This is a genomic window from Thalassolituus sp. (genome assembly GCF_984348125.1).
This window is the reverse complement of the sequence record NZ_CFHJLR010000010.1, coordinates 1-25,443: the sequence shown is the minus strand read 5'-3', so window position 1 is coordinate 25,443 and position 25,443 is coordinate 1. Positions and strand designations below refer to the sequence as shown.

Annotated in this window: 23 protein-coding genes; 13 read left to right on the top strand and 10 right to left on the bottom strand. The window is 50.3% G+C overall.

The window, feature by feature from the left end:
* Nucleotides 1-47: 47 nt before the first annotated feature.
* Together AC5E51_RS08820 and AC5E51_RS08815 are read left to right on the top strand one after the other, a co-directional pair.
* Nucleotides 48-923 carry a hypothetical protein gene (locus tag AC5E51_RS08820; RefSeq protein ID WP_301377790.1) on the top strand — a complete coding sequence of 292 codons (876 nt, stop codon included), beginning with the start codon at nucleotides 48-50 and terminating at the stop codon, nucleotides 921-923.
* A gap of 20 nt (nucleotides 924-943) precedes the next feature.
* On the top strand, nucleotides 944-2,104 hold the full coding sequence (locus tag AC5E51_RS08815) for a hypothetical protein (RefSeq protein WP_068442641.1): 1,161 nt from the start codon (nucleotides 944-946) through the stop codon (nucleotides 2,102-2,104).
* Between the two features lie 66 nt (nucleotides 2,105-2,170).
* On the opposite strand, the gene AC5E51_RS08810 is transcribed toward AC5E51_RS08815, so the two are convergent.
* Nucleotides 2,171-3,838, bottom strand: coding sequence for a hypothetical protein (locus AC5E51_RS08810; protein ID WP_301377787.1), 1,668 nt, complete (start codon nucleotides 3,836-3,838; stop codon nucleotides 2,171-2,173).
* Nucleotides 3,839-4,071: 233 nt separating this feature from the next.
* Between AC5E51_RS08810 and gmhB the strand changes: the two genes are divergently transcribed.
* Entirely contained in the window at nucleotides 4,072-4,623 is a 552-nt protein-coding gene (gmhB, locus tag AC5E51_RS08805; RefSeq protein WP_301377786.1) for a D-glycero-beta-D-manno-heptose 1,7-bisphosphate 7-phosphatase, read from the top strand.
* On the opposite strand, the gene AC5E51_RS08800 is transcribed toward gmhB, so the two are convergent.
* The gene (locus tag AC5E51_RS08800; RefSeq protein WP_301377784.1) at nucleotides 4,620-6,608 is read right to left on the bottom strand and encodes a BCCT family transporter; all 1,989 of its coding nucleotides are present in this window, start codon (nucleotides 6,606-6,608) and stop codon (nucleotides 4,620-4,622) included. The genes gmhB and AC5E51_RS08800 overlap by 4 nt on opposite strands.
* A 161-nt stretch (nucleotides 6,609-6,769) precedes the next feature.
* Here AC5E51_RS08800 and AC5E51_RS08795 point away from each other — a divergent pair, with 161 nt between their 5' ends.
* The gene (locus tag AC5E51_RS08795; RefSeq protein WP_491778442.1) at nucleotides 6,770-7,564 is read left to right on the top strand and encodes a lysophospholipid acyltransferase family protein; all 795 of its coding nucleotides are present in this window, start codon (nucleotides 6,770-6,772) and stop codon (nucleotides 7,562-7,564) included.
* A 65-nt stretch (nucleotides 7,565-7,629) separates the two neighbouring features.
* Nucleotides 7,630-7,821 (top strand): PLDc N-terminal domain-containing protein, encoded by a 192-nt coding sequence (locus AC5E51_RS08790; protein WP_068442368.1) that lies wholly within the window; start codon nucleotides 7,630-7,632, stop codon nucleotides 7,819-7,821.
* A 31-nt stretch (nucleotides 7,822-7,852) separates the two neighbouring features.
* Here the strand turns inward: AC5E51_RS08790 and AC5E51_RS08785 are convergent, their stop codons facing one another.
* Complete coding sequence (locus tag AC5E51_RS08785) at nucleotides 7,853-9,364, bottom strand: mechanosensitive ion channel family protein (RefSeq protein WP_491778441.1); 1,512 nt, start codon at nucleotides 9,362-9,364, stop codon at nucleotides 7,853-7,855.
* A gap of 165 nt (nucleotides 9,365-9,529) precedes the next feature.
* Here AC5E51_RS08785 and AC5E51_RS08780 point away from each other — a divergent pair, with 165 nt between their 5' ends.
* Nucleotides 9,530-10,381 (top strand): metal-dependent hydrolase, encoded by an 852-nt coding sequence (locus AC5E51_RS08780; protein ID WP_491778440.1) that lies wholly within the window; start codon nucleotides 9,530-9,532, stop codon nucleotides 10,379-10,381.
* A 40-nt stretch (nucleotides 10,382-10,421) separates the two neighbouring features.
* Here AC5E51_RS08780 and AC5E51_RS08775 read toward each other — a convergent pair whose 3' ends face one another.
* The 5 genes from AC5E51_RS08775 to dnaA form a co-directional block, all read right to left on the bottom strand.
* Nucleotides 10,422-11,198, bottom strand: a complete 777-nt coding sequence (locus AC5E51_RS08775; protein ID WP_491778439.1) for a glycoside hydrolase family 19 protein — start codon at nucleotides 11,196-11,198, stop codon at nucleotides 10,422-10,424.
* A 303-nt stretch (nucleotides 11,199-11,501) separates the two neighbouring features.
* The gene (gene gyrB / locus AC5E51_RS08770; RefSeq protein WP_068435455.1) at nucleotides 11,502-13,919 is read right to left on the bottom strand and encodes a DNA topoisomerase (ATP-hydrolyzing) subunit B; all 2,418 of its coding nucleotides are present in this window, start codon (nucleotides 13,917-13,919) and stop codon (nucleotides 11,502-11,504) included.
* On the bottom strand, nucleotides 13,916-15,001 hold the full coding sequence (gene recF / locus AC5E51_RS08765) for a DNA replication/repair protein RecF (protein WP_491778438.1): 1,086 nt from the start codon (nucleotides 14,999-15,001) through the stop codon (nucleotides 13,916-13,918). The genes gyrB and recF overlap by 4 nt, the downstream gene beginning before the upstream one ends.
* A 19-nt stretch (nucleotides 15,002-15,020) precedes the next feature.
* A complete protein-coding gene (gene dnaN, locus AC5E51_RS08760; protein ID WP_076514371.1) occupies nucleotides 15,021-16,121 on the bottom strand; it encodes a DNA polymerase III subunit beta in 1,101 nt (366 codons plus the stop codon).
* A 37-nt stretch (nucleotides 16,122-16,158) separates the two neighbouring features.
* Entirely contained in the window at nucleotides 16,159-17,697 is a 1,539-nt protein-coding gene (gene dnaA / locus AC5E51_RS08755) for a chromosomal replication initiator protein DnaA (RefSeq protein WP_491222042.1), read from the bottom strand.
* A gap of 551 nt (nucleotides 17,698-18,248) precedes the next feature.
* Between dnaA and rpmH the strand changes: the two genes are divergently transcribed.
* The 5 genes from rpmH (at nucleotide 18,249) to mnmE (ending at nucleotide 22,316) form a co-directional block, all read left to right on the top strand.
* A complete protein-coding gene (gene rpmH, locus AC5E51_RS08750) occupies nucleotides 18,249-18,383 on the top strand; it encodes a 50S ribosomal protein L34 (RefSeq protein WP_068435451.1) in 135 nt (44 codons plus the stop codon).
* A gap of 30 nt (nucleotides 18,384-18,413) precedes the next feature.
* Nucleotides 18,414-18,803: a ribonuclease P protein component gene (gene rnpA, locus AC5E51_RS08745; RefSeq protein ID WP_273091328.1), complete on the top strand. Its 390-nt coding sequence runs from the start codon at nucleotides 18,414-18,416 to the stop codon at nucleotides 18,801-18,803.
* Nucleotides 18,763-19,065, top strand: coding sequence for a membrane protein insertion efficiency factor YidD (gene yidD / locus AC5E51_RS08740; protein WP_076514369.1), 303 nt, complete (start codon nucleotides 18,763-18,765; stop codon nucleotides 19,063-19,065). The genes rnpA and yidD overlap by 41 nt, the downstream gene beginning before the upstream one ends.
* Nucleotides 19,066-19,067: 2 nt before the next feature.
* Nucleotides 19,068-20,777 carry a membrane protein insertase YidC gene (gene yidC, locus AC5E51_RS08735; RefSeq protein ID WP_491778437.1) on the top strand — a complete coding sequence of 570 codons (1,710 nt, stop codon included), beginning with the start codon at nucleotides 19,068-19,070 and terminating at the stop codon, nucleotides 20,775-20,777.
* Between the two features lie 135 nt (nucleotides 20,778-20,912).
* On the top strand, nucleotides 20,913-22,316 hold the full coding sequence (gene mnmE, locus AC5E51_RS08730) for a tRNA uridine-5-carboxymethylaminomethyl(34) synthesis GTPase MnmE (RefSeq protein ID WP_491778436.1): 1,404 nt from the start codon (nucleotides 20,913-20,915) through the stop codon (nucleotides 22,314-22,316).
* A gap of 4 nt (nucleotides 22,317-22,320) precedes the next feature.
* On the opposite strand, the gene AC5E51_RS08725 is transcribed toward mnmE, so the two are convergent.
* A complete protein-coding gene (locus AC5E51_RS08725; RefSeq protein ID WP_491778435.1) occupies nucleotides 22,321-22,494 on the bottom strand; it encodes a hypothetical protein in 174 nt (57 codons plus the stop codon).
* A gap of 93 nt (nucleotides 22,495-22,587) precedes the next feature.
* Here AC5E51_RS08725 and AC5E51_RS08720 point away from each other — a divergent pair, with 93 nt between their 5' ends.
* Together AC5E51_RS08720 and AC5E51_RS08715 are read left to right on the top strand one after the other, a co-directional pair.
* Nucleotides 22,588-22,815, top strand: coding sequence for a helix-turn-helix domain-containing protein (locus AC5E51_RS08720; protein WP_491778434.1), 228 nt, complete (start codon nucleotides 22,588-22,590; stop codon nucleotides 22,813-22,815).
* The gene (locus AC5E51_RS08715; RefSeq protein ID WP_491778433.1) at nucleotides 22,808-24,733 is read left to right on the top strand and encodes a DUF2075 domain-containing protein; all 1,926 of its coding nucleotides are present in this window, start codon (nucleotides 22,808-22,810) and stop codon (nucleotides 24,731-24,733) included. Before AC5E51_RS08720 ends, AC5E51_RS08715 begins: the two co-directional genes overlap by 8 nt.
* Before the next feature lie 160 nt (nucleotides 24,734-24,893).
* Here the strand turns inward: AC5E51_RS08715 and AC5E51_RS08710 are convergent, their stop codons facing one another.
* A complete protein-coding gene (locus AC5E51_RS08710; protein ID WP_491778432.1) occupies nucleotides 24,894-25,415 on the bottom strand; it encodes a hypothetical protein in 522 nt (173 codons plus the stop codon).
* Between the last annotated feature and the right edge of the window lie 28 nt (nucleotides 25,416-25,443).

The window sequence follows — 25,443 nt, the reverse complement described above, 5'->3', positions numbered from 1 at the left end:
CTCAGATTGTTACACTCAGGTCAATTCAGGATCACTTGCAATGGACTATGTTTAAGCGCCTCTTTGCCTCTCATAAAAATCCCTACGTTCCCGGTCTGGACAATCCAGAGCGCGTGTCTGTATCCATTGCTGGCTGCAAGCTGGATATCACGCTGCCACCGCACTATTCCTCAGCCGGTTTCGACGCTGATGTCGAGCCGAAGGATATTCCTAATATCTACGAACGCTCCATTTACGACTACGGCCACGAATACGAAGATAATAAGTTCAGCTACGCCAACTGTATTCGTCGGAATTGGGAGTTTTTCGGCCCAATCTGGAAGTTTGATTCCATTGGAATGACTGATTTTCAGGTCACATCATTAAGAGTTGATTGCCTTCCAGAAGGAATGAGCTGTTTCAATCCAGCTACTTTAGAGCAAGTAGTCATGCGCTATTTGTATGAAACAGGCCCAGCAATGCCTGATTTCGGGCGGAAGCTTGCGCCTGTAAACTGGCGGGTCGAGAGCAAACAGGGCAACCCATGGATCTTGTTTGAGCAGCACAAAGACCTCCCGGCAGACAAGCCTGAAGAGCACGAAGACTCTAATTTTAAAGCCTTCGCAGTGACTGCCCTGGATGATCATTACATCTTATTTTTACGCTTTATTAATTTTGGAAGCATGCCGGTTGCAGAATCAATAGAGGCTGCGAGCAAAGTCCGGGATCTGGTTGTCGGTAGCATTCACTGGCAACTGAGTGATCACGCCGAAAAGCGAAAGCAGGAGGTCAGGTCCAAGTACCCCAATGCCTCTATTAGCCCGGAGCGCCAGCCTGCAACCTGGAAGTATCCCGCCAAATGGCGTGAAGGGGTTGCAAGCCAGGGCGAAACACGCGCCATCATTCTAGAACCAGGCGACCCAGCACCCGAATTCCATATTTAACCATTACACGGAGAGTAGTTATGTCAGTTACTAAAGCAGGATACGCTCAGATATTCAGCAGCCATGAATCTGGAATCGCACACAATGTGCATATTCCGGAAAGTCAGAAAGCATCGTGGGAGACAATCAAGAACTCCCACGTCGGTAACTACTATGAAACCACATTACTAAGGGCGGTATTGCGCCTTGCCGTTGGCGATAAAACGGTCGCTCCCAAAGCGAGCATAGGTGCATTCAGCTTCTCGTATACGACCAGTGCTGATCGGAAAGATATATTCATCAACCTGATCAGCTTTAAAAACGACGCTCATATTTCAGCCAGAACCCCGGGTATTTACAAGCCAAGATGGGAGGGTGATAGCTGGGAAGTTTCTGAAAGTTCAAGCCCATCTACCGCGATGGATTTAGATCACGCTTGGTCAAATAATGCTCATGTTGCTGCTATTTCAGGAGAGTTCGAAAACAAAGAGCGGGCTGGGCGAATGATGGGTGTTCATATTGAAAAAGCCTACATAAAAGGCAGTAACGCACTCTCAGATGCTCGCCAGCGAGGCAACCATTATTCCCTGTTCTGGCTGAACAACGAATTCACCAGCAAAGAGCATGTTCAAAGCCTTGTATCAATGATCCAGCAAGCGCAAAAGCAGAGCAAGAGTATGAAGTGGCTGATTCATGGGGAAGGCTGTGGCACATTCGTACAGGCACTACGCTTTATCAAAGCGAACCCGGTTGCCAGCGATATCATCACTGCGCAGAAAGGCATGGCCAATCAGGATGTTTTCTTTTCCAATCCTCGTGGACGTCACACCAGTAAAAAAGATCTGGAAGCTATCTGTAAGTCCGTCGGTATGAGTTTTGTCGATGTAAACCTCAATAAGAACGACGTTTTACATAATCCAGATGCTCGCAATGATGCTCTGAAAGAAATTGGCAAAGCGGCAGGTGCGGTTGCTTTCACCGGTGCTGGCGCTCACTTTGCGGGTGAAGCCGGTGTCGAAAGTGTGCAGAAACTTGTCGAGCTGGCGGCTTCAAGCCCAGCAGGCTTAGGTTCTGCACTGGCTATTGCCGGTGGCGTCGTCGTTATTGCTGGTAAAGCCGCCAGCCTATGCGGAATGGCACGCAACCTCAAAGGTGCAATGTCCTCGACCTTCGGTTCTGGCAACCAGAATTGGGCTTCCTGAATGATCACAATAAAAAAGCCCGGCCATTAACAATGGCCGGGCTTTTTTGTTTACAACGTACTTAAATTATTCCGCTTTATGCCCGACTCCAGCTGGGTAACCGCGTCGGATTTCTTTCATATGAATGCGTCCCTCAATTGGATCATCGCTGTGATCCTGCCATTGCATCCACTGCGTCAGCGAAATAGAAAGCTGCAATGAATAATCCAGTGAAATCCAGCTGCTGCGTCCGCTGTCATAAGCCGGTACGCCATCGCCCATCACGTTAACTGGGCCAGAGCCTGTTTCAACCGTCATATTAAATGGCTCAGCTGCTGGCGTATTGGCGAAGTAAATACTGTCTATTTCAGCAAAGCCGATACCGTTATTCACTGTTGCATCAGCACCACTGCGATCTTTACCAATAGCCGGGTTAGCCGCATTTGGCGTGACACATTCTTTGGTCAGAGATGAGAACTGCGAGAGAAGTGGCGGTGTCACCAGATTTTTGTCTGGTACAGAAGCCGTTCCATGACAGGACATACATGAGCTGTTGGCATTATCCGCAGGGCCATTTAAGCGATAATTACAGCCCAGATGCCCCATTTGCTTCATGACGTCATCACCACCGTATTTATTCAGCTCATCAACGGTATCCCAAAAAATAACTTCCTGTTTAAAGCCATTTTTCTTCACGTCGACCGGATGGTTATACGCAAGCTGACCTTCTGGTGGTGTGTCGTTACCCCACATAACACCCAGCAGAGCAATACGCTGCCACGGGTCTGCTACATCCGCCTTACGCTGACCGTCAGCAACGAAGGTACCGAACACCCACTCAGTACCTTTGGCACGACTGTCTTTTACAGCAAAGTCGAATTGCAGCAAGGTCACGTCACCCCACTCGGTAGTACTGCGAGGGCACTGCTCGCTCTCTTCAATCAACGTACACTCTTTACCGTTAGCAGGTGTGCAACTGCAGAACGTTGGATCTGAGATATTGGCATTCCAGCTCGGAAGATTCTCCATCACTGGCAGCACATCAGGGCTGAGCGTATTGAAAAGCGGCTTACCGATTACCGCGCCTTCGTCAAAGCTGACGTCGTCCTGCGGAATTTTCGCGGTGCCGTCGGCCTGCCACACTGTTCCCAATGTATAAGCTGCCGTGGCATTGAAGAAACCCACCGCCCACATGGTGCTTTGCTTATCGCCTTGGGGTGTTGAGAACGTTACCGGCGCCTCTCGTGTCAGGCCGTGTGTGAACTCGCGTCCGCTCATGGCATCGTAGGTCTGGAATGGAATGTTGTACCAGGGACGAACCTTGTTATTACACACGTCCCAGTCTTCCGCATCTTTCTGGTTAACGTTGCCCTCCTGAATATATTTCATCACCAGCCAACCGTAGTCGTACGCCAGCTTAGCTTTCTCTTCCTGAGACGTACCTTCGTCGAATAGCGCATCAAATTTGCTGTCACGCCATTTCTGACTTGCCGCATCGTCCACCGGGGAGCGCGGGAAATCATCCGACAGCTGATACACAGGGCCTGTCCAGTCAGCCGGGGGAACGTTGCTGGTTTTCTGACCGACCCATTGATCCTGAAATGCCGGGTCCTGCCAGTAACTTGGGTAAGTGCCTGTACAGGTTCCATTCCTGGTTGAATCGGTGGTTGCTACGCTTTCTTTCGGGGATTCTCCGCAAGCTGCCAGCATCAATGCTGAGCCACATACGGTCGCTGCCATAAGCCGTTTTATCATTGTTATATCCATATCCATCGTCCTTAATTGTGATGGGAAGTGTTGGGAAACCCAGATTAGCAGAGGTGTCTTGATGGATACCTGAGATTTCAGGCATGTCAGGTGTCGGGATATGACAGTGGCGACAGTAGTACGCCCCTCCCTCCCGTGTGGCCGCCAGTGTCTAATGCCACCGAAGCCTGACGACTTCCGTTATACTCGGGCTTTATTTTCCAACAGCCCGGAGCCCCTCTATGCAACTCATCATCCTCGACCGCGATGGCGTTCTGAATCAGGATTCCGATGCGTACGTTAAGTCCGTTGATGAGTGGCTGCCGATCCCGGGCAGCGCAGAAGCCGTAGGTAAACTCTGCAAGGCCGACTTCACTGTTGCTGTCGCAACGAACCAGAGTGGTCTGGCACGCGGCTATTTTTCTCAGGCTGATCTTGATGCCATGCACGACAAAATGACGGGGCTCGCTGCGGCTGAGGGCGGTGAGTTTGCTCATATCGCGTTTTGCCCGCATGGCCCGGACGATGGCTGCGACTGCCGCAAGCCACTGCCTGGTTTAATTCATCAGATCGAAGATGCGCTTAAGGTCTCGGCAGAAGGTGCCTGGATAGTCGGTGACTCGATACGCGATCTGGAGGCTGGAGCTGCAGCAGGATGCAAAACTGCGCTTGTAAGAACCGGCAAAGGCGAGAAAAGTGAGTACAAACTCACCTCTCACCCCACGTTGGCTGATGCCCCCGTATTTGAGGACCTGGCCACGTTTGTTGATTGGCTTATCGCCCAGCAACCTTAGTTGCTCACCGGCTCCCACGGTAAGGTGCCGGGCGCAGCCTCGATAAAGTTTAGGTACTGCTCAAGGTGATCCACCAGGTCGCGGATGACTTCCTCTTTGCTGCACCCAAACAAATCGTAACCCAGCGAACCATGACTCAGGTGAACATCGGCACGCCAGAAGGTCGCCGACTTTGCGCCCGCTGGCCGATAATCCGGCGCGTCATGCTCGGTGGCTTTGACCTGATAAAAGAACTCATCAACGCCCTCTCTCACGAGAGACATGGAGACTTCCCCCGTCGCGCCACTGACACGCACATCCCAACCGTGAGAACGTAGCTCTTCACTGACTTCTTCCAGCGCGGGCGTAACAACGCCCTCAATGTATTTCTCGACTTTGTTAGCACCGGGGAATTTCATCATACCATTCAGGCGCTTGCGCCAGTCTCCGCCATTGCTGTGCGGGCGAACTGGGGTAATCGCATTGATAGAGCCCTCACGATGACCTTCGATGACCAATGCCCGCCAGAGCCCGGCAACGGCCAGCAGCATGATGATCCCGAATGGTAATGCACTCACGATGGTCATGGTCTGCAATGCACTTAAACCGCCAGCCAACAACAAGGCCGCCGCTATGCCCCCTTCAAGGAAAGCCCAGAACACTCGTTGCCAGACCGGAGTCTCTAGTAAACCACCCGACGCCAGTGAGTCGACCACCAGAGAACCCGAGTCGGATGAGGTGACAAAGAAGGTAATGATCAGGAAGACGGTGATGATCGAAAGGAAAAACGACATCGGCAGGCGATCATAAAACTCAAACAGTGCCACCGCATGATTGGACTGAACCTCGCCGATTAACGCCTCTTTGCCCTGCTCCATAATCAGGTGCAATGCCGTATCGCCAAAGATAGCGAACCACAGGAATGTAAACAGCGTCGGTACCGCCAGGACACCAAACACGAACTGACGAATCGTACGTCCGCGGCTGATCTTAGCGATAAAGAGGCCGACAAAAGGCGCCCAGGCAATCGTCCAGGCGAAGATAAACAGCGTCCAGTTACCAATCCAGTCACTGTGTGTGTAGGCCTGCATGTTAAAGGTGCGCTCGACAACGCCGCCCAGATAGGCACCGGTGTTCTGCAACAGGGTATTAAGAATATGAACGCTCGGACCTACGGCGAAAACAACGGCCATAAGAAAAACTGCCAGCCCCATGTTCAGCATCGACAGGTTCTTAATGCCCTTATCCATACCCGCAACCACCGAAGCCGTCGCAGCCAGAGTAATCACAGCAATGGCGATCACCTGAACAGTCGTGCTCACCGGTATCGCTGGCCAGAGATAATTGATGCCTGCATTGATCTGAGATACCGACAGCCCCAGCGTCGTTGCCAGGCCAAACATAGTCCCCAGCACCGCGAACGTATCGACGATATGCCCGGCCCAGCCATGAATGCGATCACCAATGAGTGGGTACAACGCTGAACGCACAGATAAGGGAAGGCCATGCCTGTAGGCGAAGTAAGCCAGCACTAACCCCATCAGGCCGTAGATCCCCCAGATATGGAGACCCCAATGGAAATAGGCAATTTGCATGGCTTCTTTTGCCGCCGGCACAGTCTCTGCGGCCCCGGCCGGAGGCGTCGAATAATGAAGTACGGGCTCGGCCACACCAAAGAACAGCAGTGCGATACCGTAGCCTGCTGAGAACAACATCGCGAACCAGGCGGGAAACGAATACTCCGGCTCCGCATGATCGGAGCCCAGTCGGATATTGCCCCAACTACTGAAGCCAACCACAAGAATAAAGATCAGAAAGATCGCCACCGCTAACATGTAAAACCAGCCAAACGTCTGGGTAATCCAGCCCAGCATGCTGCTGAACAGATTGCCCGCTGCTTCTGGGTTACTGACCGTGCCGATAATCAACAGAGCCGCGGCAATAATGGTGGGGACAGCAACAGGCATAAGTAACGTTGCCTGAAGGCCTTTTCGTTCGAGATTCATTCAACACTCCGGTTTGTATGGTCCAGCGCACCCCGTCTCAGCGCGGCGTGCCTCTATAACCCTGACAAAGCCAGAGCCAGATAGCAAATCGCTACTTTTCAGCAGACAGCTTTCGCCGTACTCTGAATACAGTGCTATTCACACTCCTAAGGGGTAAACGATTGCCTGAGACCACCGCTCACTCGACATCACTCGCCGCCTGCCGCACCATCATTTTTATGGTCTGGATGACCTTCCTCACCCTGATCTGGATTCTTCCCGCCCTGATTATTTCGCCCTTAATGGATCTGCCCGCCCGGCATCGTCTTATTGGCCGGCCTTTCTGCATCGCCTGCGTCTGGTCAGCACGTCTGATTCTGGGCCTGCGCTGGAACGTCATTTACGAGGGTGAGCTACCCTCCCGGCCTTCCATTATTGTGGCTAAGCACCAAAGCAGTTGGGAAACCTTTATGCTGCCCGCGCTATTACCGCCACAAGTTCAGGTCATTAAAAAAGAGCTGACGCGTATTCCGATCTTCGGCTGGTATCTGGCCATGATGGGGCCTATTACTATCGACCGGACGCAACGGACGACAGCTCTCAAAGAGCTCGTTAAGCAAGGAACACAACGTCTGAACAACGGCTTTCATGTGCTGATATTCCCCGAAGGGAGCCGTGTCCCTGCAGGCGCACGTAAAGCGTTTTCTAAAGGGGGCAGCATGCTCGCCAGCCGCGTCAAGGCGCCTGTGATTCCCATAGCTCATAACGCCGGAGACTTCTGGCCGAACCACCACTGGATACGCTATCCGGGCACAATTACTGTCGTTATCGGGGCTCCGCTAGATAGTAAAGACTTACCAACTAAGTTTCTTCATCAGCAATGTGAAGAGTGGATAAACAATCGCGTCGACGAGATTTCTGCAACGCCTTTTCAGGGCACCGTGATTACTGAACTCACCAGCGGAAAACGATTCTGATAACTGCAACACACTGCATGATATGATCATTACCGCTATTACCGGGGGATTCACAGGGGGACACTATGGTGATTGAAGTAGGTGGTATTTTTGGCATTCTGATTCTGGTTGGCGATATCTACGCCATCCTGAATACCGTTCAGGCACGCACCACACTGGGCGTGAAAGCGGCCTGGATTGCAGCAATTCTGTTGCTGCCTGTAGCAGGCCTGATTGCCTGGTATTTCTTTGGTCCTCGCGAACCCAAGGTCAGCTGACCGACCCAGGATTCGCATACCAGACAGCGGCTTAACTATCGCCGCTGTCTGAGCTGGAGCTGGCACTTGGTGTACCCGAGCCGCCTGCATCCTTAAGTGCGCGCTCTTTACCCGCAGCTTCTTCAGCACGTTTTTCCACTTCCTCGACCAAGCGAACATTGGCGTTCGGTGCCTTGCCCTGCTTGTCTTCACCAAAGTAAATAGTCTGGTGTGGGAATGGAATCTCGATATTCCGCTCATCAAAGGCAATCTTCATTCGGCGGTTAAACTCACGGCCTACGTTCCATTGCTGGATCGGCTTAGTCTTAATCCGCGCCTTAATCATCACAGCACTGTCAGCAAACTGATCGACACCCAGCACCTCGAGGGGCTCAAGAATCAGATCTTCGAAGTCTTTGTCTGAACGCAGGTCTTCATCCACCTCGCGCATAATCGCAACGACTTCATCTGTGTTCTCACGATACGCTACACCCACATCCATCAGGTAGTAGCTGAAGTCTTTGGTCAGGTTCGAGATGATCGATACTTCACCGAATGGAATCGTGTGCACAGTACCGTCCAGGTCTCGCATCTGAATCTTGCGCAGCGTGATCTTTTCTACCAGACCAAAATGATCATTGATCTTGATGACGTCACCAATTTGCAGCAGATCCTCAAACACCACTGTCAGCCCGGTCAGGAAGTCCTTCACCAGAGTCTGAGCACCAAAGCCCACAGCAATACCCAGAACACCAGCACCGGCCAGTAACGGCATTATGTTGATGCCTACCTCAGAGAGAATCACCATCACCGACAGCAACGACAGGGTGATCAGCAGAATGTTGCGAATGATCGGCGTGATGGTCTGGAAGCGCGAGCTGTTCAGTCGCTCGTGACGGAACATTAACGACTCCAGTAAGGCATTCACGCCCTCCCAGATCGAAGCAAAAACCAGCGCAGCAAGCGAGATCGACAGCACAGTACCTAGCAGGCTACCAAGCCCCGTCATGCTCTTTTCCCCAAAATATACCGCTACGACGTCGAGTGCTGCGTACCCCACAAGAATCAGACCTAACGCATAACCGATGGCACGCTGAATAGTGAAGATTGAGCTGAAGCGCTCCTTATCCCAATGCAGGCGCTTGCGTACGCGCTTCATGCGCTTATCCAGAAACCGACTCAGGTAACCATTCAGAAAAATACCCAGCAACACCAATAAGGTAGTTACACCGAACGCCAGCACATCACCAATGATGTTCTCGGGCAGCCCATAGCTTTCCGTCAGTGCCGTAAACTCGCTCAACACGCCTGAACCAGTGCTATCCAGGCCAAAGACTGACGCCAGTTCAGGCTCGGGTTCAGGCTCTGCCTCCAGCATCAGCTCAAGCTTCTGAATCAGGTCCTGCCGCTCTGTTTCACTTTCGAGAGTACCAATCAGATTTTTAACCGCTTCTCTATCGACCGCCTTGCCATCGCTGGAGCTACCGGATGACGCAGGTGAAGCAGGCACTGCCCACACAGCAAAGGACGAAAGTAACAACAGGCACACAGCCAGTAGACGCATAGTGTTCTCCAACAAAATTATGAACTTATCGACCAGTGAATCGGCGCGGGGTTCACCCCGAGTGGCCATAATGCCGCCTATCTCAGGCTAACAAGTCATTGTGACATGCCGGCGATCTTGGCTATAACTGGTACGAGACTTTAACTATCTGCGCAGGAGAAGGCCATGAGTACCACCGCCGAGATCAGCATCCCCCAGACAGAATCAACCAACGGCATTGAAGTCCGACGTATGGACTTCAGCTTCGATCAGGTCGATACCATGGACTGGTACCGTGATAATCCGATTCTTACTGCGTTCATTGCCGTGCTCTCGGGCACCTTTCCTCCGGGCGAGCAGATGTTTATTGAATCAGTGCGCAACTACAAAGACCGCGTGACTGACCCGCAATTACTTGAGAACGTTAAAGACTTCACCCGCCAGGAAGCTCACCATACCAATCAGCACAAGCTCGCCAATGAAAAGCTGGAATCGCTTGGCTGGAAGGCACAAAACATCGAAAAACGCGTTGAAAAAGCGATTGCTCTGCTCAACGCCAAACGCTCAAAACGCGAACGGCTGGCCGCCACAGTCTGCCTTGAGCACATTACGGCAATTGTCGCGGAGTATGTACTTACTCACCCCAAACAGCTTGAGGGAATGCACCCTTCCATCAAATACATGATGATCTGGCACGCCATCGAAGAAATCGAACACAAGTCTGTCGCTTTCGATGTGTACATGGCCACCGGCGGTCAGCGTAAGACTCTGCTGCGTATCATGCGCGCCATTGCGGTACTGTTTCCCACCCTCACCATTGGTCGTACGATTTACCTTCTTTGGGCCGCACGACGCATGCCCAGCTGGGCTCAGGTCAAAGAAGCCTGGGGCATGCTCTTTGGTGAAGACGGCATGTTCACCTGCATCAAAGCACCATTCAAAGATTTCTACCGCGAAGACTTCCACCCCGAAGATCACGACAATCGTGAGTTGATCGAAAAGTGGAAAGCCGAAATTGAAGCGTACCGGGCTAGCTAAGCACGGGTTAACAGTCAGGCCAGCCAGACGACAGCCGAGCTTATTCCAGAAAGAACTTCGCCCGCTGCAGGTACGCCTGCCGATCAGACAGGCCGTTATAGCCGCCATTGACCCTGCGGGTAATACCCAACAGATCATCCTGATCGGCCTTTTCCTGCAGGTGCCGGGTTTCCCAGAACCAGAGGCTCACCTTTAGCGCATGCTCAGGGGTGGACAGTAATTCCGGCCAATCCGGCTGCGACGTATCTATCCCGGCGTACTCTGCGTACTGCTCGTAGTTATAACGTCCTGTCAGTTGAATTAACCCACGGCCCTTAAAGCGAACCCCGTCACCGGGTTGGGTATTGCCCAGATCAGAGCGCCCTTCGTAAGCCTCACCAGAAGCCAGCTCTTCTGTGTAAAAGAGCGACAGACTCTCGTGTCCGATCTGAGCGAGAAAGTGCGCCAGGCGGCGAGCACCAGAAACACACCCTGTCTGTTCAGCGGCAGTCTGCATCAGCGGAAAATAGGTTTCGATCTTTGATAAAGGTGCGGTCGGCATAACTGCTGCCAGGCAATCACTGGAAAACGCCTTCGGCTGCAGGTCTTTCAAAGTACGTAACGTGCGACCGTTAGGGTCGACCCGACCATCAGGGCGGTTAAGCCCCACTGCCCCACGCTGAAAAGCATCAATCACACTGATGGTTGCCGGGCCAATCAGGCCGTCAACCACTAAAGGTTTCTCCGGGCTGAGAACCTGATTCAATGCCGCCTGCACGATACGCACATCAGACTTCATATTTACGCCGCCAGCGCCAACACTGCACTGAATGCACATACGACAACTCCTTTGCTTTAAAAACCCGTTCAGCGGCCATACAGGCCCGCCTGCTTGCCTTCATCATTACTGAGGGCGGCGATTTTCTCAATGGCTGAGGCATGTCCTCACGCGCCACTGCGGACGTTCTTTCCTTTCGTTGAGCCGAATAAGCGAAGTATTCGGCTCATAGCGTGAGCCGATTAGATCCTTACTGAACAAAAAGCCCCGGCTGACGCATATCAGCCGGGGCTTTTTAGAGGTCTTTATCGTATCGACTTTCCCTGTGTTCCACGTGGAACATGGAACACAGAGAGCAGCGGATCAGAAGTCCAGGTTCGCTACGTTCAGTGCGTTCGCTTCGATAAAGGCACGACGTGGCTCTACGTCATCGCCCATCAGTGTAGTGAACATCTTGTCGGCGCCGATGGCATCTTCGATGCTGACCTGAAGCATGCGACGAGTCTCTGGGTCCATAGTGGTTTCCCAGAGCTGCTCAGGGTTCATCTCGCCCAGACCTTTATAACGCTGGATGTTGAAGCCTTTCTGAGCTTCGTGGAGCAGCCATTTAACCGCATCCCAGAAGTCATTGATCATGTGAACGCGCTCGCCGCGCTGGATGTAGGCACCCTCTTCCAGGGTCTCAGCCAGCTTCTCGCTCATGCTCGCGAGCTTGTTGTAGCCATTGCCACCGAAGAAGTCGACATCAAGGATGTAGTCACGTGCCATACCATGTGTGATCACTTTTACGTCGACGTTGTAGTTGTCACGCTCTGGATCTTTAACCGTCGCAACTTCGAAGTGTGAGCCACTGCGGCCTGCATCAGGAAGCTGTTCACGGAGCTTGCCAACCCACTCATTCATGGCAGCTTCGCTGGTCATCATGTCGGTAGTGACGCGTGGAAGAGTCAGCATCAGGTGCAGAATCTCTTTACGCACAACGTTCGACATACGATCGACCGTCTCTTGGGCAGAGCGATACTGATCTACTATCTGGGCAAACGCCTCGTCAGAGATCGCTGGGGCGCCCTCAGAAGGGTGCAGAGCGGCTTTCTCGAGTGCGATATGGGTAAGGTAGCTCTCCATCGCTTCTTCGTCTTTGATGTACTGTTCCTGCTTACCACGCTTGATCTTGTACAATGGCGGCTGAGCGATGTAAACGTGGCCACGCTCAATGATTTCAGGCATCTGACGGAAGAAGAAGGTCAACAGCAGCGTACGGATGTGCGCACCATCGACGTCAGCATCCGTCATGATAATAATGCGGTGATAACGCAGCTTATCCGGATCAAACTCTTCACGACCGATACCACAGCCCAGTGCAGTAATCAGTGTGCCGACTTCGGCAGAAGACAGCATCTTGTCGAAGCGAGCTTTTTCTACGTTAAGGATCTTACCTTTGAGTGGCAGAATAGCCTGGGTCCGGCGGTCACGGCCCTGCTTAGCAGAACCACCCGCAGAGTCACCCTCCACCAGGTACACTTCGGAGAGTGCCGGGTCTTTTTCCTGACAGTCTGCCAGCTTACCCGGCAGACCTGCGATATCGAGCGCACCCTTACGACGGGTCATCTCACGTGCTTTACGCGCCGCTTCACGGGCCCGGGCAGCATCAATCATTTTGCCAACAAGCTCTTTCGCCTGCTGTGGGTTTTCCAGCAGGAAGTCCTGGAACTGACGCCCCATTTCCTGCTCAACGGCAGGCTTAACTTCACTGGAAACCAACTTATCTTTGGTCTGTGAACTGAACTTAGGATCAGGCACCTTAACCGAAATAATCGCCGTGAGACCCTCACGAGCGTCATCACCTGTGGTCGATACCTTGGCTTTCTTATCCAGGCCTTCCTGAGTAATGTAAGAGTTCAGAGAACGCGTCAGCGCGGCGCGGAAGCCCGCGAGGTGCGTACCACCGTCACGCTGTGGAATATTGTTGGTATAGCAGTGAATGCTTTCCTGGAAACCGTCGTTCCACTGCATTGCTACTTCAACACCGATACCGTCGTCGCGCTGCTCAGTTAAAAAGTGGAAGACTTCGCTGACGGGTGTTTTGCCTTCGTTCAGGAAGCCAACAAACGAGCCCAGACCACCTTCAAATTCAAAAATATCTTCTTTATCAGAGCGCTCATCCTTCATATGGATCCGCACACCTGAGTTCAAAAACGACAGTTCACGCAGGCGCTTTGCCAAATAGTCGTAGCTGAATTCGGTCTTGGTGAAGGTCTCTTTCGACGGCAGGAAGGTAATCGCTGTACCCGTAGTGTCAGATACACCGACTTCTTTCAATGGGTAATCAGGCACACCATGCGTGTATTCCTGCTCGTACAGCTTACCGCCGCGTCGAATGGTCAACTTCAGCTTCTCAGACAGCGCGTTTACTACCGAGACACCTACACCGTGCAGGCCGCCGGATACCTTGTAGGAATTGTCATCGAACTTACCGCCCGCGTGGAGTACGGTCAGAATAACCTCTGCAGCCGATACGCCCTCTTCCGGGTGAAGCTCGGTAGGAATACCACGACCGTTATCGGAGACCGTGATTGAGTTGTCCTGATGGATAACAACCTCAACTGTGTCACAGTGACCAGCCAGCGCCTCGTCAATGGAGTTATCGACCACCTCGAACACCATGTGGTGGAGGCCGGTACCGTCGTCGGTATCGCCGATATACATCCCTGGACGCTTCCGTACCGCATCGAGGCCTTTAAGAACCTTAATACTGGACGAATCGTAACTCTGATCACTCATTCGGTGCATTCCTCTAATTTGCCATGTTCCACGTGGAACACTTTACTGGCGACTGGCTGCCAGACATCGGTTAGTTTTTCTTTGTCGATGCTGGTTATAAAGACCTGACATTTTAAATCTTCCAGCAGCTTGCATAAAGCAAAACGGTGCTTTTCGTCGAGCTCTGACGCAAGATCATCCACAAGATAGATAGTCCGGCGCCCACTCTCCTGCTGGAAGAGCGATCCCTGCGCAATCTTAAGCGCTGAGACCACTGTTTTCTGTTGCCCCCGAGACAAAATCTCAGAAGCCGGTTGTTTGTCGCACTTAATGCGAAGCTCGGCCCTGTGAGGACCTGACTGGGTATATCCGAGCGTCATATCACGCTCCTGCTGACGGCTCAGAACGTCCGCCAGACGAGAGTCTTTTTCCCACCCCGGATAATAAGCCAGTGTGACAGATATTGAAGGATCTAGCTCGTTCAATATCCGCTCAAATTCAGGTTTAAAGCGCTTAAGGTACGCCTGGCGTTCATTATCAATATGCTCAGCGGCCTCGATAAAGCCAGCGTTCCAGACATCCAGCCACTCTTCTTCCTTCTGCTTCAGTACGGCGTTTCTCTGTTTGAGATGCTTTCTGAAGGTTTTCCACTGTTCCATGAAACTTTGTTCCACGTGGAACACACCCCAATCAATAAACGCCCTGCGCTCTTCCGGCGAACCCGAGAGTAGCTTAAAGGTGTTCGGCTCAATGATCTGAACGGGCAACCAATGCGCTGCTTCAGCCTGGCTTGTCAGAACAGAGCCATTCAACTTAAGAAGATGGTCCCCTGCCTTCAAACGCAGAGACTCCATTTCGCATGCACCCATATCCGGATCTTCAATGGAAAAACGCATTTCCATCCGATCATTATCGTAGGCAAGCACATGCTTAAGCTGATTAGTACGGAATGACTTACCGGAGGCCATCACAGCAATTCCTTCAAGAATGCTGGTTTTGCCGGAGCCGTTATCTCCGTAAATGAAATTGACGTGGGGATGGGGATCAAAGATCAGTGGCTGCAGATTACGCACACCACTGATCCTGAGATGCCTGACTGGCATAAATCAGAAACGCCTGAGACTACAGACGCATCGGCATAACAACGTACATAGCATCAGAGCTGTCTGGCTCTTCAATCAATGCGCTGCTGTTTGCATCCGACAGTGTGAACTTAACCTGTTCGGTTGAAATAACGCCAAGAACATCCTGAAGGTAAGAAACGTTGAAGCCGATCTCAAGCGCATCGCCCTGATACTCAACCGCTGTCGTTTCTTCGGCTTCTTCCTGCTCTGGGTTATTCGCGAATACCTGAAGCGTATCGGTACCCAGCACCAGGCGAACACCACGATACTTTTCATTAGAAAGAATCGCAGTACGGTTAAACACCTGACGCAGATCTGTACGATCAGCCAGAACCACGTTATTACCGCCCTTAGGAATCACACGGCTGTAATCCGGGAACTTACCGTCGACCAGTTTCGAAGTGAAGGTAAACTCTTCAGTCTGAGCACGCAGATGGTTGGCACTCAACGACAGGCTTACGCTGGCTTCTGGATCAGTCAGCAGTTTCGCCATCTCCAGAACACCTTTACGCGGCAGAATGATCTGACGTGTTTCAGCCAGACCAGAGACTTCTGTAACACAGGTCGCCAGACGGTGGCCGTCGGTAGCAACAGCGCGCAGACTGTCTGCGGTAACTTCCATCAGCATACCGTTCAGGTAGTAACGAACATCCTGCTGTGCCATGGCAAAGCTTGAGCGATCAATAATATGACGCAGGCTGGCTTGTGGCAGAGAGAAAGATTGCTCGTCGGCAATCGCATCCACGTTCGGGAATTCCGTCGCAGGCAGAGTAGAAAGCGTGAAACGCGAACGACCTGAGCGAACATTAACGCGCGCTTCATCCTGCTCGATCTCAATCTGAGCGCCATCCGGCAGAGAGCGACAGATATCCATCAGCTTTTTCGCTGGAACCGTAATCGAACCTTCCTGGCCGACTTCATCAAGAGTGACCCGGCCTACCAGCTCAACTTCAAGGTCGGTACCTGTGAGCGACAGCTGCTGACCTTCAATTTCAAGCAGTACGTTTGACAGTACTGGCAGAGTCTGACGCTTTTCTACAACACCTGCTACCAATTGCAGTGGGCGCAGAAGGGCTTCCCTGGATATTACGAATTTCATGGTTCTCCACTCGGTCCGGAGCCTGAGCTAACAGGCGTTAGGTTGTCAGTAAGCGCAGCAGGTTCTTATAATCTTCCCGCACATCAGCACTGGATTCCTGCAATTCTTTAATCTTGCGGCACGCATGCAAGACCGTTGTATGGTCCCGGCCGCCAAACAATTCGCCTATCTCAGGCAAACTGTGATTTGTCAGTTCTTTGCTCAATGCCATGGCGACCTGACGAGGTCGCGCGATCGAGCGTGTACGGCGCTTAGATAATAAATCAGACATCTTGATTTTGTAATACTCTGCGACCGTACGTTGAATATTTTCAACGCTGACCTGCTTATCCTGGAGCGCTAATAAGTCTTTCAGCGACTCCTTAATAAAAGGTAGAGTGATTTCACTGCCCGTAAACTGAGCATTTGCAGCGACACGCTTCAGCGCCCCTTCCAGCTCACGCACATTAGAACGAATTTTCTGAGCAATAAAGAAAGCAGCATCATCCGGGAGGTTCATCCCTGTCTGCTCGGCCTTCTTCATCAGAATTGCCACTCGCGTTTCAAGTTCAGGTGGTTCAACCGCTACCGTCAGACCCCAGCCGAAACGTGACTTCAGACGTTCTTCCAGACCCGCGATCTCTTTCGGATACCGATCACAGGTCAGAATCATCTGCTGACCGCCTTCTAATAAGGCATTAAAGGTATGGAAGAACTCTTCCTGCGAGCGCTCTTTGCCTGCAAAGAACTGAATATCATCAATCAGCAAGGCATCGAGGCTACGGTAAAAACGCTTAAATTCGTTAATCGCACCCAACTGGAGTGCTTTCACCATATCCTGAACAAAACGCTCTGAGTGCACGTAAAGTACACGGGCGTTCTTGTTCTTAGTTTGTAAGTAGTTACCAACCGCGTGCATCAAGTGGGTCTTACCCAGACCAACACCACCATATATAAAGAGTGGGTTGTACGAGCCACCAGGATTATCAGACACCTGCTTCGCAGCGGCATGCGCCAGCTGGTTCGACTTACCTTCTACAAAGGTATCGAAGGTGAAGTTCTGATTAAGAAAGCTCTGATGCTGCAAGCCACCTTCAACCTGCACCTTTCTTTTAGGTGGCGGAGTCGGTGCAACCGGCGTGGGCTCAGTTACCGGATCAACCACCGCAAGTTCGGCAGCTGACGGGCCAGAATCTTCAGCAAACGCCATAGGTTCAGCACTGTAAGAGCCGCCCAATGGCGCAGTTTCTATCTTAGATGCGGGTTCTCGCGGCGCGGCAAAGCTCATCGTATCGTCTTTTATAGAACGAGGCTCTGGGCGAGGCGGCGGTGTCGTCGGACGCTGAAACATAGGACGGGACTCACCCGCGACTATATTAACGTGCGTGAGCAAGCCGCCATTAAGATCTGAGATGATTTCCTGAATACGTTGAAGGTACTTATCTCTTACCCAGTCTTTTACAAACCGGTTAGGCGCACTCAGGACGAGCTGTCCATTATCAGCGCTGGCGGTCAGAGGACGAATCCATGTGTTGTATTGCTGTGCGGGTAACTCGTGCTGCAGATACCCCAGGCAGTCTTCCCACAAACCCGTCACATGCACCTCTGAATCCTGACGTCGAAATGAATAGCTATAAAGAAGACGGACATACTACCCGAGGAAGTGCTGGTTATCCACAGAAATACGCCATTCTGATGAACAAAGTTACCACCTGACCTGTGGATAAGTCTCTTAACAGCTTGTCTTTTAAGGGATGAATGAAATTGTGAACAACTCGCGATCCGGTCATCACTGTGTATAACCCATGGTTTCGTCCACCAAATGAACCCAACTTCCGGACAGTCTTTACCTCGTTTATCCGCAGACTTATTTCGAGTCTAATCCATTGAAAATAATAGATTTTTTTGAGTTATCAACAGAATTAAGCGCCCGTTTTAATAATAACTTCAGATTTCTTCTCTTCTTCATCACACATCATCAGTACTTAAAACATAAATATTCATCAGAATGACCGGTCTTCACGTTTTTCAGAAAGTTCATAAACAAAGCGATCTCAGCGTTGCGTTAAGTGTTTCTTTTGCATACAATTCCCGGCCCTAAAAATTGCCCTGATTATCTGGGCCTGTTCACACTGACTGGGTGATGATATGAAACGTACATTTCAACCAAGCGTACTGAAGCGCAAGCGTACTCATGGTTTCCGTGCCCGCATGGCAACCAAAAACGGCCGTCAGGTTCTGGCACGTCGTCGCGCTAAAGGCCGTCACAGCCTCGCTGCTTAATTGCTGTAACTTATCTGCGCAGAGAGAAGTATGCCGGACCATTGCTTCCGTAAAGACTTACGGCTGCTGAGACCGGCAGAATTCAAACGTGTTTTCGATAACACAGCTCTGCGCGGTAGCACGCCTCACCTTCTGGTACTGGCTGCTCCCAACGAACTGAACCGACCTCGTGTCGGTTTTGTTCTGGCGAAAAAACAGCTCAAGCTAGCGGTAGATCGCAACCGGGTTAAACGCCTGGTACGCGAATCTTTCCGACAGCATCAGCATGATCTCGCCAGCCATGACTTTGTCATTTTGGCACGTTCGGGAATCGTTCAGCTGGACAATCAGCAGATTCGTGAGATGATCGACAGCCTCTGGTTCAGACTGAAGAAACCCCATGGCAAACACCAAGGCAGAAAACGCAAACCGCGGCGTTAATCCTGTAGCCAGGATAGCCCTGACGCTGATTTCTGTATATCGGTATGCCATCAGTCCGATGCTTCCCAGCCGCTGTCGATACTACCCCACTTGTTCCTCATACGCTGAAGAAGCCATCCGTCGTTACGGAATCCTTCGTGGAGGCTGGTTAGCACTTCGTCGTATTGGCCGTTGTCACCCATGGGGTGGTCACGGTGTCGATCTGGTACCAGATCTGGAAACACACACTCATTCAACTCATTGTTGCCAACGGAAACCCTGATCATGGATATCCGCCGTTTAGTCATTTATGCAGGACTTGCGATCTCCTCTTATATGCTGATTCTTGCCTGGAATCAGGATTACGGAACTGAGAACGTTACGACCCCAGTTGCTGAAACCAGCAACGAATCAGCACCAGATTTTGGTTCTGACACCCCAGACACTTCCGATGCTGTAGATGCAGATGTACCGGATGTCAGTGATCAACCAGCGGTCAGCTCAGCTGATATGCCTGAAGTTGCTGCACCGACGGGTGACGTCATCACAGTACAGACCGACGTTCTCAACGTAGAGATCAATCCTAAGGGCGGTCAGGTTGTTTCGGTTCGTTTACCTCAGTATTCAAAGTCGATTAAACAAAAAGACGTTCCATTTACCCTGCTCGAAAACAGCAACACTCGTCTCTTTATCGCACAAAGCGGCCTGGTTGGACGTGACGGCATCGACAAAAACAACGGTGCGCTGTACAGCACTGAAAATACTGAATACACGCTGAACGAAGGCGAAGAGACACTCGAAGTTGTGCTGACTCACCAGTCCGAAAAAGCGTACGTAGAAAAAATCTTCACCTTCACCCGCGGTGAATACCTGATGGATGTGCGCTACAAAGTACGCAACATCTCGCAGGAGCCATGGCAGGGTGCGTTTTACGCACAGCTGAAGCGCGACGGTTCTGATGACCCTTCTCAGTCAAGCAGCATGGGTATGCAGGCGTATCTGGGTGCCGCATTGACCACCAGTGAAGAGCGTTACCAGAAAGTAGGTTTTGATGACCTCGAAGAAGGCAAATTCAAAAGTGTTGAAGAAGGTGGCTGGGCTGCCATTCTGCAACACTACTTCGTATCTGCGTGGATTCCTGCACAGGATCAGCAGCACACCTACAACGGTCGTTACGTGAAAGGAAACTACATCTTTGGTTTCTACGATAACTCCGTTAGCGTGGCTCCGGGTGAAACCGCGACCATGGGTGCTCAGCTCTACACTGGTCCTAAGATCCAGGATCGTCTGGAAGAAATCGCACCAAACCTGAACCTGGTGATCGACTACGGCATCCTCTGGTGGGTAGCGCAGCCGCTGTTCGGATTACTGAACTTCATTCAGTCTGGCGAAATTGACTTCCTGGGTCTGGAAATTGATCTGGGTGGTGGCGTTGGAAACTGGGGTGTTGCCATTATCCTGCTGACTGTTCTGATTAAGCTGGCGTTCTTCAAGCTGTCGGCGATGTCGTATCGTTCAATGGCGAACATGCGCAAAGTTGCACCGAAAATGGCGGAAATCAAAGAGCGCTACGGTGATAACCGCGAGAAACTTGGTCAGGAGATGATGAAGCTCTACAAGACCGAGAAGATCAATCCACTCAGTGGTTGTTTGCCAATTCTGGTTCAGATGCCAGTATTCATCGCACTGTATTGGGTGCTGATGGAATCGGTAGAACTGCGTCAGGCGCCTTTCTTCCTCTGGATTGAAGACCTGTCGATCAAAGATCCGCTGTTCATCCTGCCATTGTTGATGGGCGCATCTATGTTCATCCAGTTCAAGCTGAACCCAACACCGCCAGACCCGATGCAGGCGCGTGTTATGCAGCTTATGCCAGTGATCTTCACAGTATTCTTCCTGTGGTTCCCTGCAGGTCTGGTACTGTACTGGGTAGTGAACAACGTACTCTCGATTGCACAGCAGTACGTCATTACCAAACAGATTGAGAAGAGCTGACGCTCTGACCAATCTTAAAAAGGCGCTGCGGCGCCTTTTTTGTTGCCTTAAAATGGGCGCATTCACACACGACACTCCGATGTCATGATGGTCTTAGAGAGAGATAAGGACTATCAAGAAACAAAAGGCCAGACCATGACCCAGGTACACCAGGACACCATCACAGCCATCGCAACGGCCCCGGGGCGCGGCGGTGTCGGCATTATCCGCGTGTCTGGTGAGAAAGCCTTACAGGTTGCACGACAAGTACTGGGTTACGAGCCAAAACCGCGTTACGCGCATTACGGGCCGTTCAAAGCAGAAGGTGGCACCGTACTCGACGAAGGCATCGCTCTCTTCTTCCCGAATCCGAATTCGTTTACCGGCGAAGACGTACTCGAATTGCAAGGCCATGGTGGCCCTGTGGTGCTCGATCTTCTGCTGAAAGAAGTCGTTGCACTTGGCTGCCGTATGGCCCGCCCCGGTGAATTCTCAGAGCGTGCCTTCTTAAACGACAAACTGGATCTGGCTCAGGCCGAAGCCATCGCCGATCTGATCGACTCGGCGTCTGAGCAAGCGGCACGTTGTGCGCTGCGCTCTATGCAGGGTGAATTCTCCAAAAAAGTGCATGAACTGCTCGATCAGCTGATACACCTGCGGATGTACACCGAAGCCGCGATCGATTTCCCTGAAGAAGAAATCGACTTTCTCAGTGATGGCAAAGTCGAAGCCATGCTTACTGACGTCGAACAGGCGTTAGAAAAGGTACTGCGAGAGGCAAATCAGGGTGCGATTCTGCGTGAAGGCATGAACGTCGTGATCGCTGGGCGCCCAAACGCCGGTAAATCTTCTCTGCTGAATGCATTGGCTGGTCAAGAGCGAGCAATCGTCACTGACATCGCCGGTACCACCCGCGATGTACTGAAAGAACATATCCACATCGACGGTATGCCGCTGCACATCATCGACACCGCAGGTTTACGTGATGCACCCGACGAAGTTGAACGCATAGGTATTCAGCGCGCCTGGGACGAGATCAGCAAGGCGGATCGTATTCTGCTGATGATTGACTCAACCACAAACGAAACCGACCCTGAGAAGCTCCTGCACGCCCTCTACGATGAACGCGGACTCGAACAGCAGACTGATGACCTGCTCGCTAGCGGACGTGTGACCGTGATCCGTAACAAAGCTGATCTCTCGACTGAGAACATTGGCTTGGATACAACCGAAGGCTCAAACGCTAACTATCCAACCATCACGCTATCTGCAAAACAGAACGCCGGCGTAGATACCCTGCGCGAACACCTCAAAGACGTGATGGGATACAACGCCGCGAATGAAGGCGGCTTCCTCGCCCGCCGCCGCCATATCGACGCCCTGAGTCGCGCCAAAGACGCCCTCGCCTACGGCCGCCAACAGCTTGAAGGTATGGGTGCCGGCGAACTCCTCGCTGAAGACCTACGTATGGCACAAAACGCACTGAACGAAATCACCGGGGCCTTTACCGCTGATGATTTGTTGGGTGAGATTTTTGGAAGCTTCTGTATTGGGAAGTGATGGCCTAGCTATCTAGCTCTTCTAAGTCGTATTTTTTCCCAAATTCAGTTGCGTCGGCTTTAGCGTCCACGCAATCGAACTTTTGAATCCACTCTGTTCTTTCGTATCCAGTGTCGTCAAAAGTCAGACCGAACCGATTAAGCAGTTCCCTTTCTAGTTCAGAGAAATAACTATCCATATCCACTCCTGCTCACTATGTGACTTATAGTCCGTAGACTTATAGTCAACTAACGGTTGAAGTTCAAGCTTGGTGTTTAAGCTGGAACTAAAAATGGAAAATCAGCTTCTTGTTTTGTTTGGCGAGCGTATTCGTAATGCGCGGTTGTCAAAGAAATTAAGTCAAGAACAGCTCGGGAGCTTGGCTGATCTTGATCGAACGTATGTTAGTGGTGTTGAGCGGGGAAAGCGAAACGTCTCTCTTCTGAATATCTATAAGCTTTCAATAGCTCTAAATATTTCTATGTCGTCATTACTTGATTTCGAGGTTGACGATGAATAGAGCATATTACTCAGCTACGGTTGAAGAATTCTTAAAAGATACTGATGAAACAATCATCGGCTCTATAGTTCCCTGTCACTCGCAGGAAATTGTTCATCAGCAGACAAGAGCTTGGGAAGAGCAAATTCCAATTCTAAAGGAACAGTTAGCTGGATTCGCTGACGGTCACATTGCTTTCGAAGCGCTTATTCCTAGGATGGGGAAGAGAGCCGATGCAGTTTTCTTGTATAAAGGAATAGTGTTTGTTCTGGAGTTTAAAGTTGGAGAAAAGGAATATCGGTCTGGTGATATTGCCCAGGCTGAAGGATACTGCATAGATTTTCAGTACTTTCATGAAGGTAGTCAGGATCGTCTTATAGTACCCATCTTAGTAGCGACAGGTGCCAGTCATTCTATAAAAATCGATTCTGCTATTGAAAAAAAAATTGCAGCAGTGCAGAAGTCTAACGGAAAGAATATAGAAGATATCATTAGTTTTTTCACAGAATCAGGAGATTGTAATCGATCTTCAGAAATAACAATGATTGAATGGCTCTCATCGAGATATAAGCCTACTCCAACAATTATCGAAGCAGCAAGAGCCCTATACTCGAATCATAGGGTCGAAGATATTTCTCGAAGTGATGCTGAAGCAGAAAATATCTCTAAGACCACCAGTGAGTTAAACAAAGTCATCTCGTACTGCCATACCAATACTAAAAAAGCTATTTGCTTTGTTACAGGTGTGCCAGGCGCAGGGAAAACGTTAGTGGGATTGAATATTGCTACTCAGCCGACATCGGATGATGAAGAGATAGCCGTTTACCTCTCTGGCAATGGGCCACTAGTCAATGTGCTTAGAGAAGCATTGATCCAAGATCAAATTCAGCTTGGTAGTCGGAGGGCCGAAATAGAACCTCGTGTTAAAGCCAGCATTCAGAATGTGCATCATTTTAGAAGCCAATATGGATTAAGTGAGGAGGAACCGCCAGAACGAGTAGTGATTTTTGATGAGGCTCAGAGAGCTTGGGATGAAGAGCACCTTACGAAAAGCAAACCGGTCTATAAGGGATTAGGGTCAGAGCCAGATATTCTACTAACTAGTATGGATAGAAAAGAAGATTGGTGCGTAGTAGTGGCACTTATTGGTAGCGGTCAAGAGATTAATAGTGGAGAAGTAGGTGTTTTATCTTGGATGACTTCGATTAAAGAAAAATTTCCACATTGGGAAATTTTCCATTCAAATAATATTCAGAACCAGCTACTTCCATACGATCGAATTAATTGTATTGAGAAAAAAGAGTTTCACCTATCAGTCTCTCAAAGATCTTTTAGGGCGACTAATCTTGCAAGCTTTGTCGATGCGCTTCTTAGTACAGATACAAAGCAAGCAAAACGTCATTATGAAATTCTTAAAGATAGCTATCCCCTAACAATAACAAGAGATCTAGAGGTAGCCAGATCTTGGATTAAAGGTCAATGCAGAGTGAACGAAAGGATGGGAATTCTTTCTAGTTCTTCCGGCAAGCGGCTGCGAGCTTGTGGGATAATAAATACTAAGGAAGTAGATGAAAAGAACTGGTTTTTGAAGCCTGCTGCTGATGTCAGAAGCTCGAATTTCTTAGAGGAAGCCGTAAGTGAATTTAAGGTTCAAGGTTTGGAGTTAGACTGGACTATTCTAGGTTGGGACGCAGATCTTAGATATACGAAGAATGGTTTTAAATACTATAATTTCTCTGGAACAAAATGGACTACTAGACACCAAGAACAATCTAGAAAATATCTCGAAAATGCCTATCGTGTGCTTTTGACCCGAGCAAGGCAAGGGATGGTTATATATGTTCCTTATGGAAATAATGATGACGGGACGCGGCTTACTGCATTCTATGACGAAACATACAATTATTTGAAATCATGTGGCATTGAAGTTATTGATTAACCTGAAAACGGTGTGTGAAGCACTGTTTAGGGCAGAAAGGCTGGAAGTTGTTAAAGCGTTATTGCCCTTGAATTTGACGGCGCAAGATGGGTTGATTAAGTGATAATCTGGACAGTCATCCTAAGAGGCTCTCTTACGATCACTGTTCACGGGATTGATACTAAATTGAAGAAGTTGACAAACTGGCTGTGTCTTCATCAGCTGCTTCCACATTTATCCACGAATCAGGCCTTACTCCATTGAATACAATTGAAGAAATTGTTTTGATTAGGATTTTTCCATCTGGAAGATCACTTATAGTTGGATTGTACCGGTCAACAGCAAGGTATGCAGGAAAAACATTCTTGGGGTTTCCGAGTGGAGGAATGATACTACCATCATCGAGTCCAACTTTTATATTCTCAAGTTCCGAAATTAAATTTATTTCATCTTTGTTTAATTTTCTTTCAGAGTGCTTCAGTACTGAAATTAGAGAATCTATGTATCGAATAGCATATTCTTTATACTCTTTCTTAAAAAGTAACTTTCCATTTTTTGCTATGGAAATTATACGCTGCATAGGTACTTCAATTTCTCGGTATGCATTCTCTGGAGACGAAGCATGAAAATTAAGTGTACCATCGGTGTACACGTACCTGATTGTTGATAGCATTTCTCTGTTCTGGTCAACAAAACCGGACACATTAATTTGCTAATTTCTCGTAATCTAC

Bases quoted from the DNA above. Each gene is read 5' to 3' on its own strand.
- mnmE (WP_491778436.1), top strand. From the start codon at position 20,913: ATGACCCAGGTACACCAGGACACCATCACAGCCATCGCAACGGCCCCG.
- AC5E51_RS08790 (WP_068442368.1), top strand. From the start codon at position 7,630: ATGGTGATTGAAGTAGGTGGTATTTTTGGCATTCTGATTCTGGTTGGC.
- dnaN (WP_076514371.1), bottom strand. From the start codon at position 16,121: ATGAAATTCGTAATATCCAGGGAAGCCCTTCTGCGCCCACTGCAATTG.
- AC5E51_RS08775 (WP_491778439.1), bottom strand. From the start codon at position 11,198: ATGTGCATTCAGTGCAGTGTTGGCGCTGGCGGCGTAAATATGAAGTCT.
- AC5E51_RS08715 (WP_491778433.1), top strand. From the start codon at position 22,808: ATGAATAGAGCATATTACTCAGCTACGGTTGAAGAATTCTTAAAAGAT.
- gmhB (WP_301377786.1), top strand. From the start codon at position 4,072: ATGCAACTCATCATCCTCGACCGCGATGGCGTTCTGAATCAGGATTCC.
- AC5E51_RS08725 (WP_491778435.1), bottom strand. From the start codon at position 22,494: ATGGATAGTTATTTCTCTGAACTAGAAAGGGAACTGCTTAATCGGTTC.
- AC5E51_RS08800 (WP_301377784.1), bottom strand. From the start codon at position 6,608: ATGAATCTCGAACGAAAAGGCCTTCAGGCAACGTTACTTATGCCTGTT.
- yidC (WP_491778437.1), top strand. From the start codon at position 19,068: ATGGATATCCGCCGTTTAGTCATTTATGCAGGACTTGCGATCTCCTCT.
- AC5E51_RS08820 (WP_301377790.1), top strand. From the start codon at position 48: ATGTTTAAGCGCCTCTTTGCCTCTCATAAAAATCCCTACGTTCCCGGT.
- AC5E51_RS08810 (WP_301377787.1), bottom strand. From the start codon at position 3,838: ATGATAAAACGGCTTATGGCAGCGACCGTATGTGGCTCAGCATTGATG.
- AC5E51_RS08785 (WP_491778441.1), bottom strand. From the start codon at position 9,364: ATGCGTCTACTGGCTGTGTGCCTGTTGTTACTTTCGTCCTTTGCTGTG.
- rnpA (WP_273091328.1), top strand. From the start codon at position 18,414: ATGCCGGACCATTGCTTCCGTAAAGACTTACGGCTGCTGAGACCGGCA.
- yidD (WP_076514369.1), top strand. From the start codon at position 18,763: ATGGCAAACACCAAGGCAGAAAACGCAAACCGCGGCGTTAATCCTGTA.
- AC5E51_RS08815 (WP_068442641.1), top strand. From the start codon at position 944: ATGTCAGTTACTAAAGCAGGATACGCTCAGATATTCAGCAGCCATGAA.
- recF (WP_491778438.1), bottom strand. From the start codon at position 15,001: ATGCCAGTCAGGCATCTCAGGATCAGTGGTGTGCGTAATCTGCAGCCA.
- AC5E51_RS08720 (WP_491778434.1), top strand. From the start codon at position 22,588: ATGGAAAATCAGCTTCTTGTTTTGTTTGGCGAGCGTATTCGTAATGCG.
- gyrB (WP_068435455.1), bottom strand. From the start codon at position 13,919: ATGAGTGATCAGAGTTACGATTCGTCCAGTATTAAGGTTCTTAAAGGC.
- AC5E51_RS08780 (WP_491778440.1), top strand. From the start codon at position 9,530: ATGAGTACCACCGCCGAGATCAGCATCCCCCAGACAGAATCAACCAAC.
- rpmH (WP_068435451.1), top strand. From the start codon at position 18,249: ATGAAACGTACATTTCAACCAAGCGTACTGAAGCGCAAGCGTACTCAT.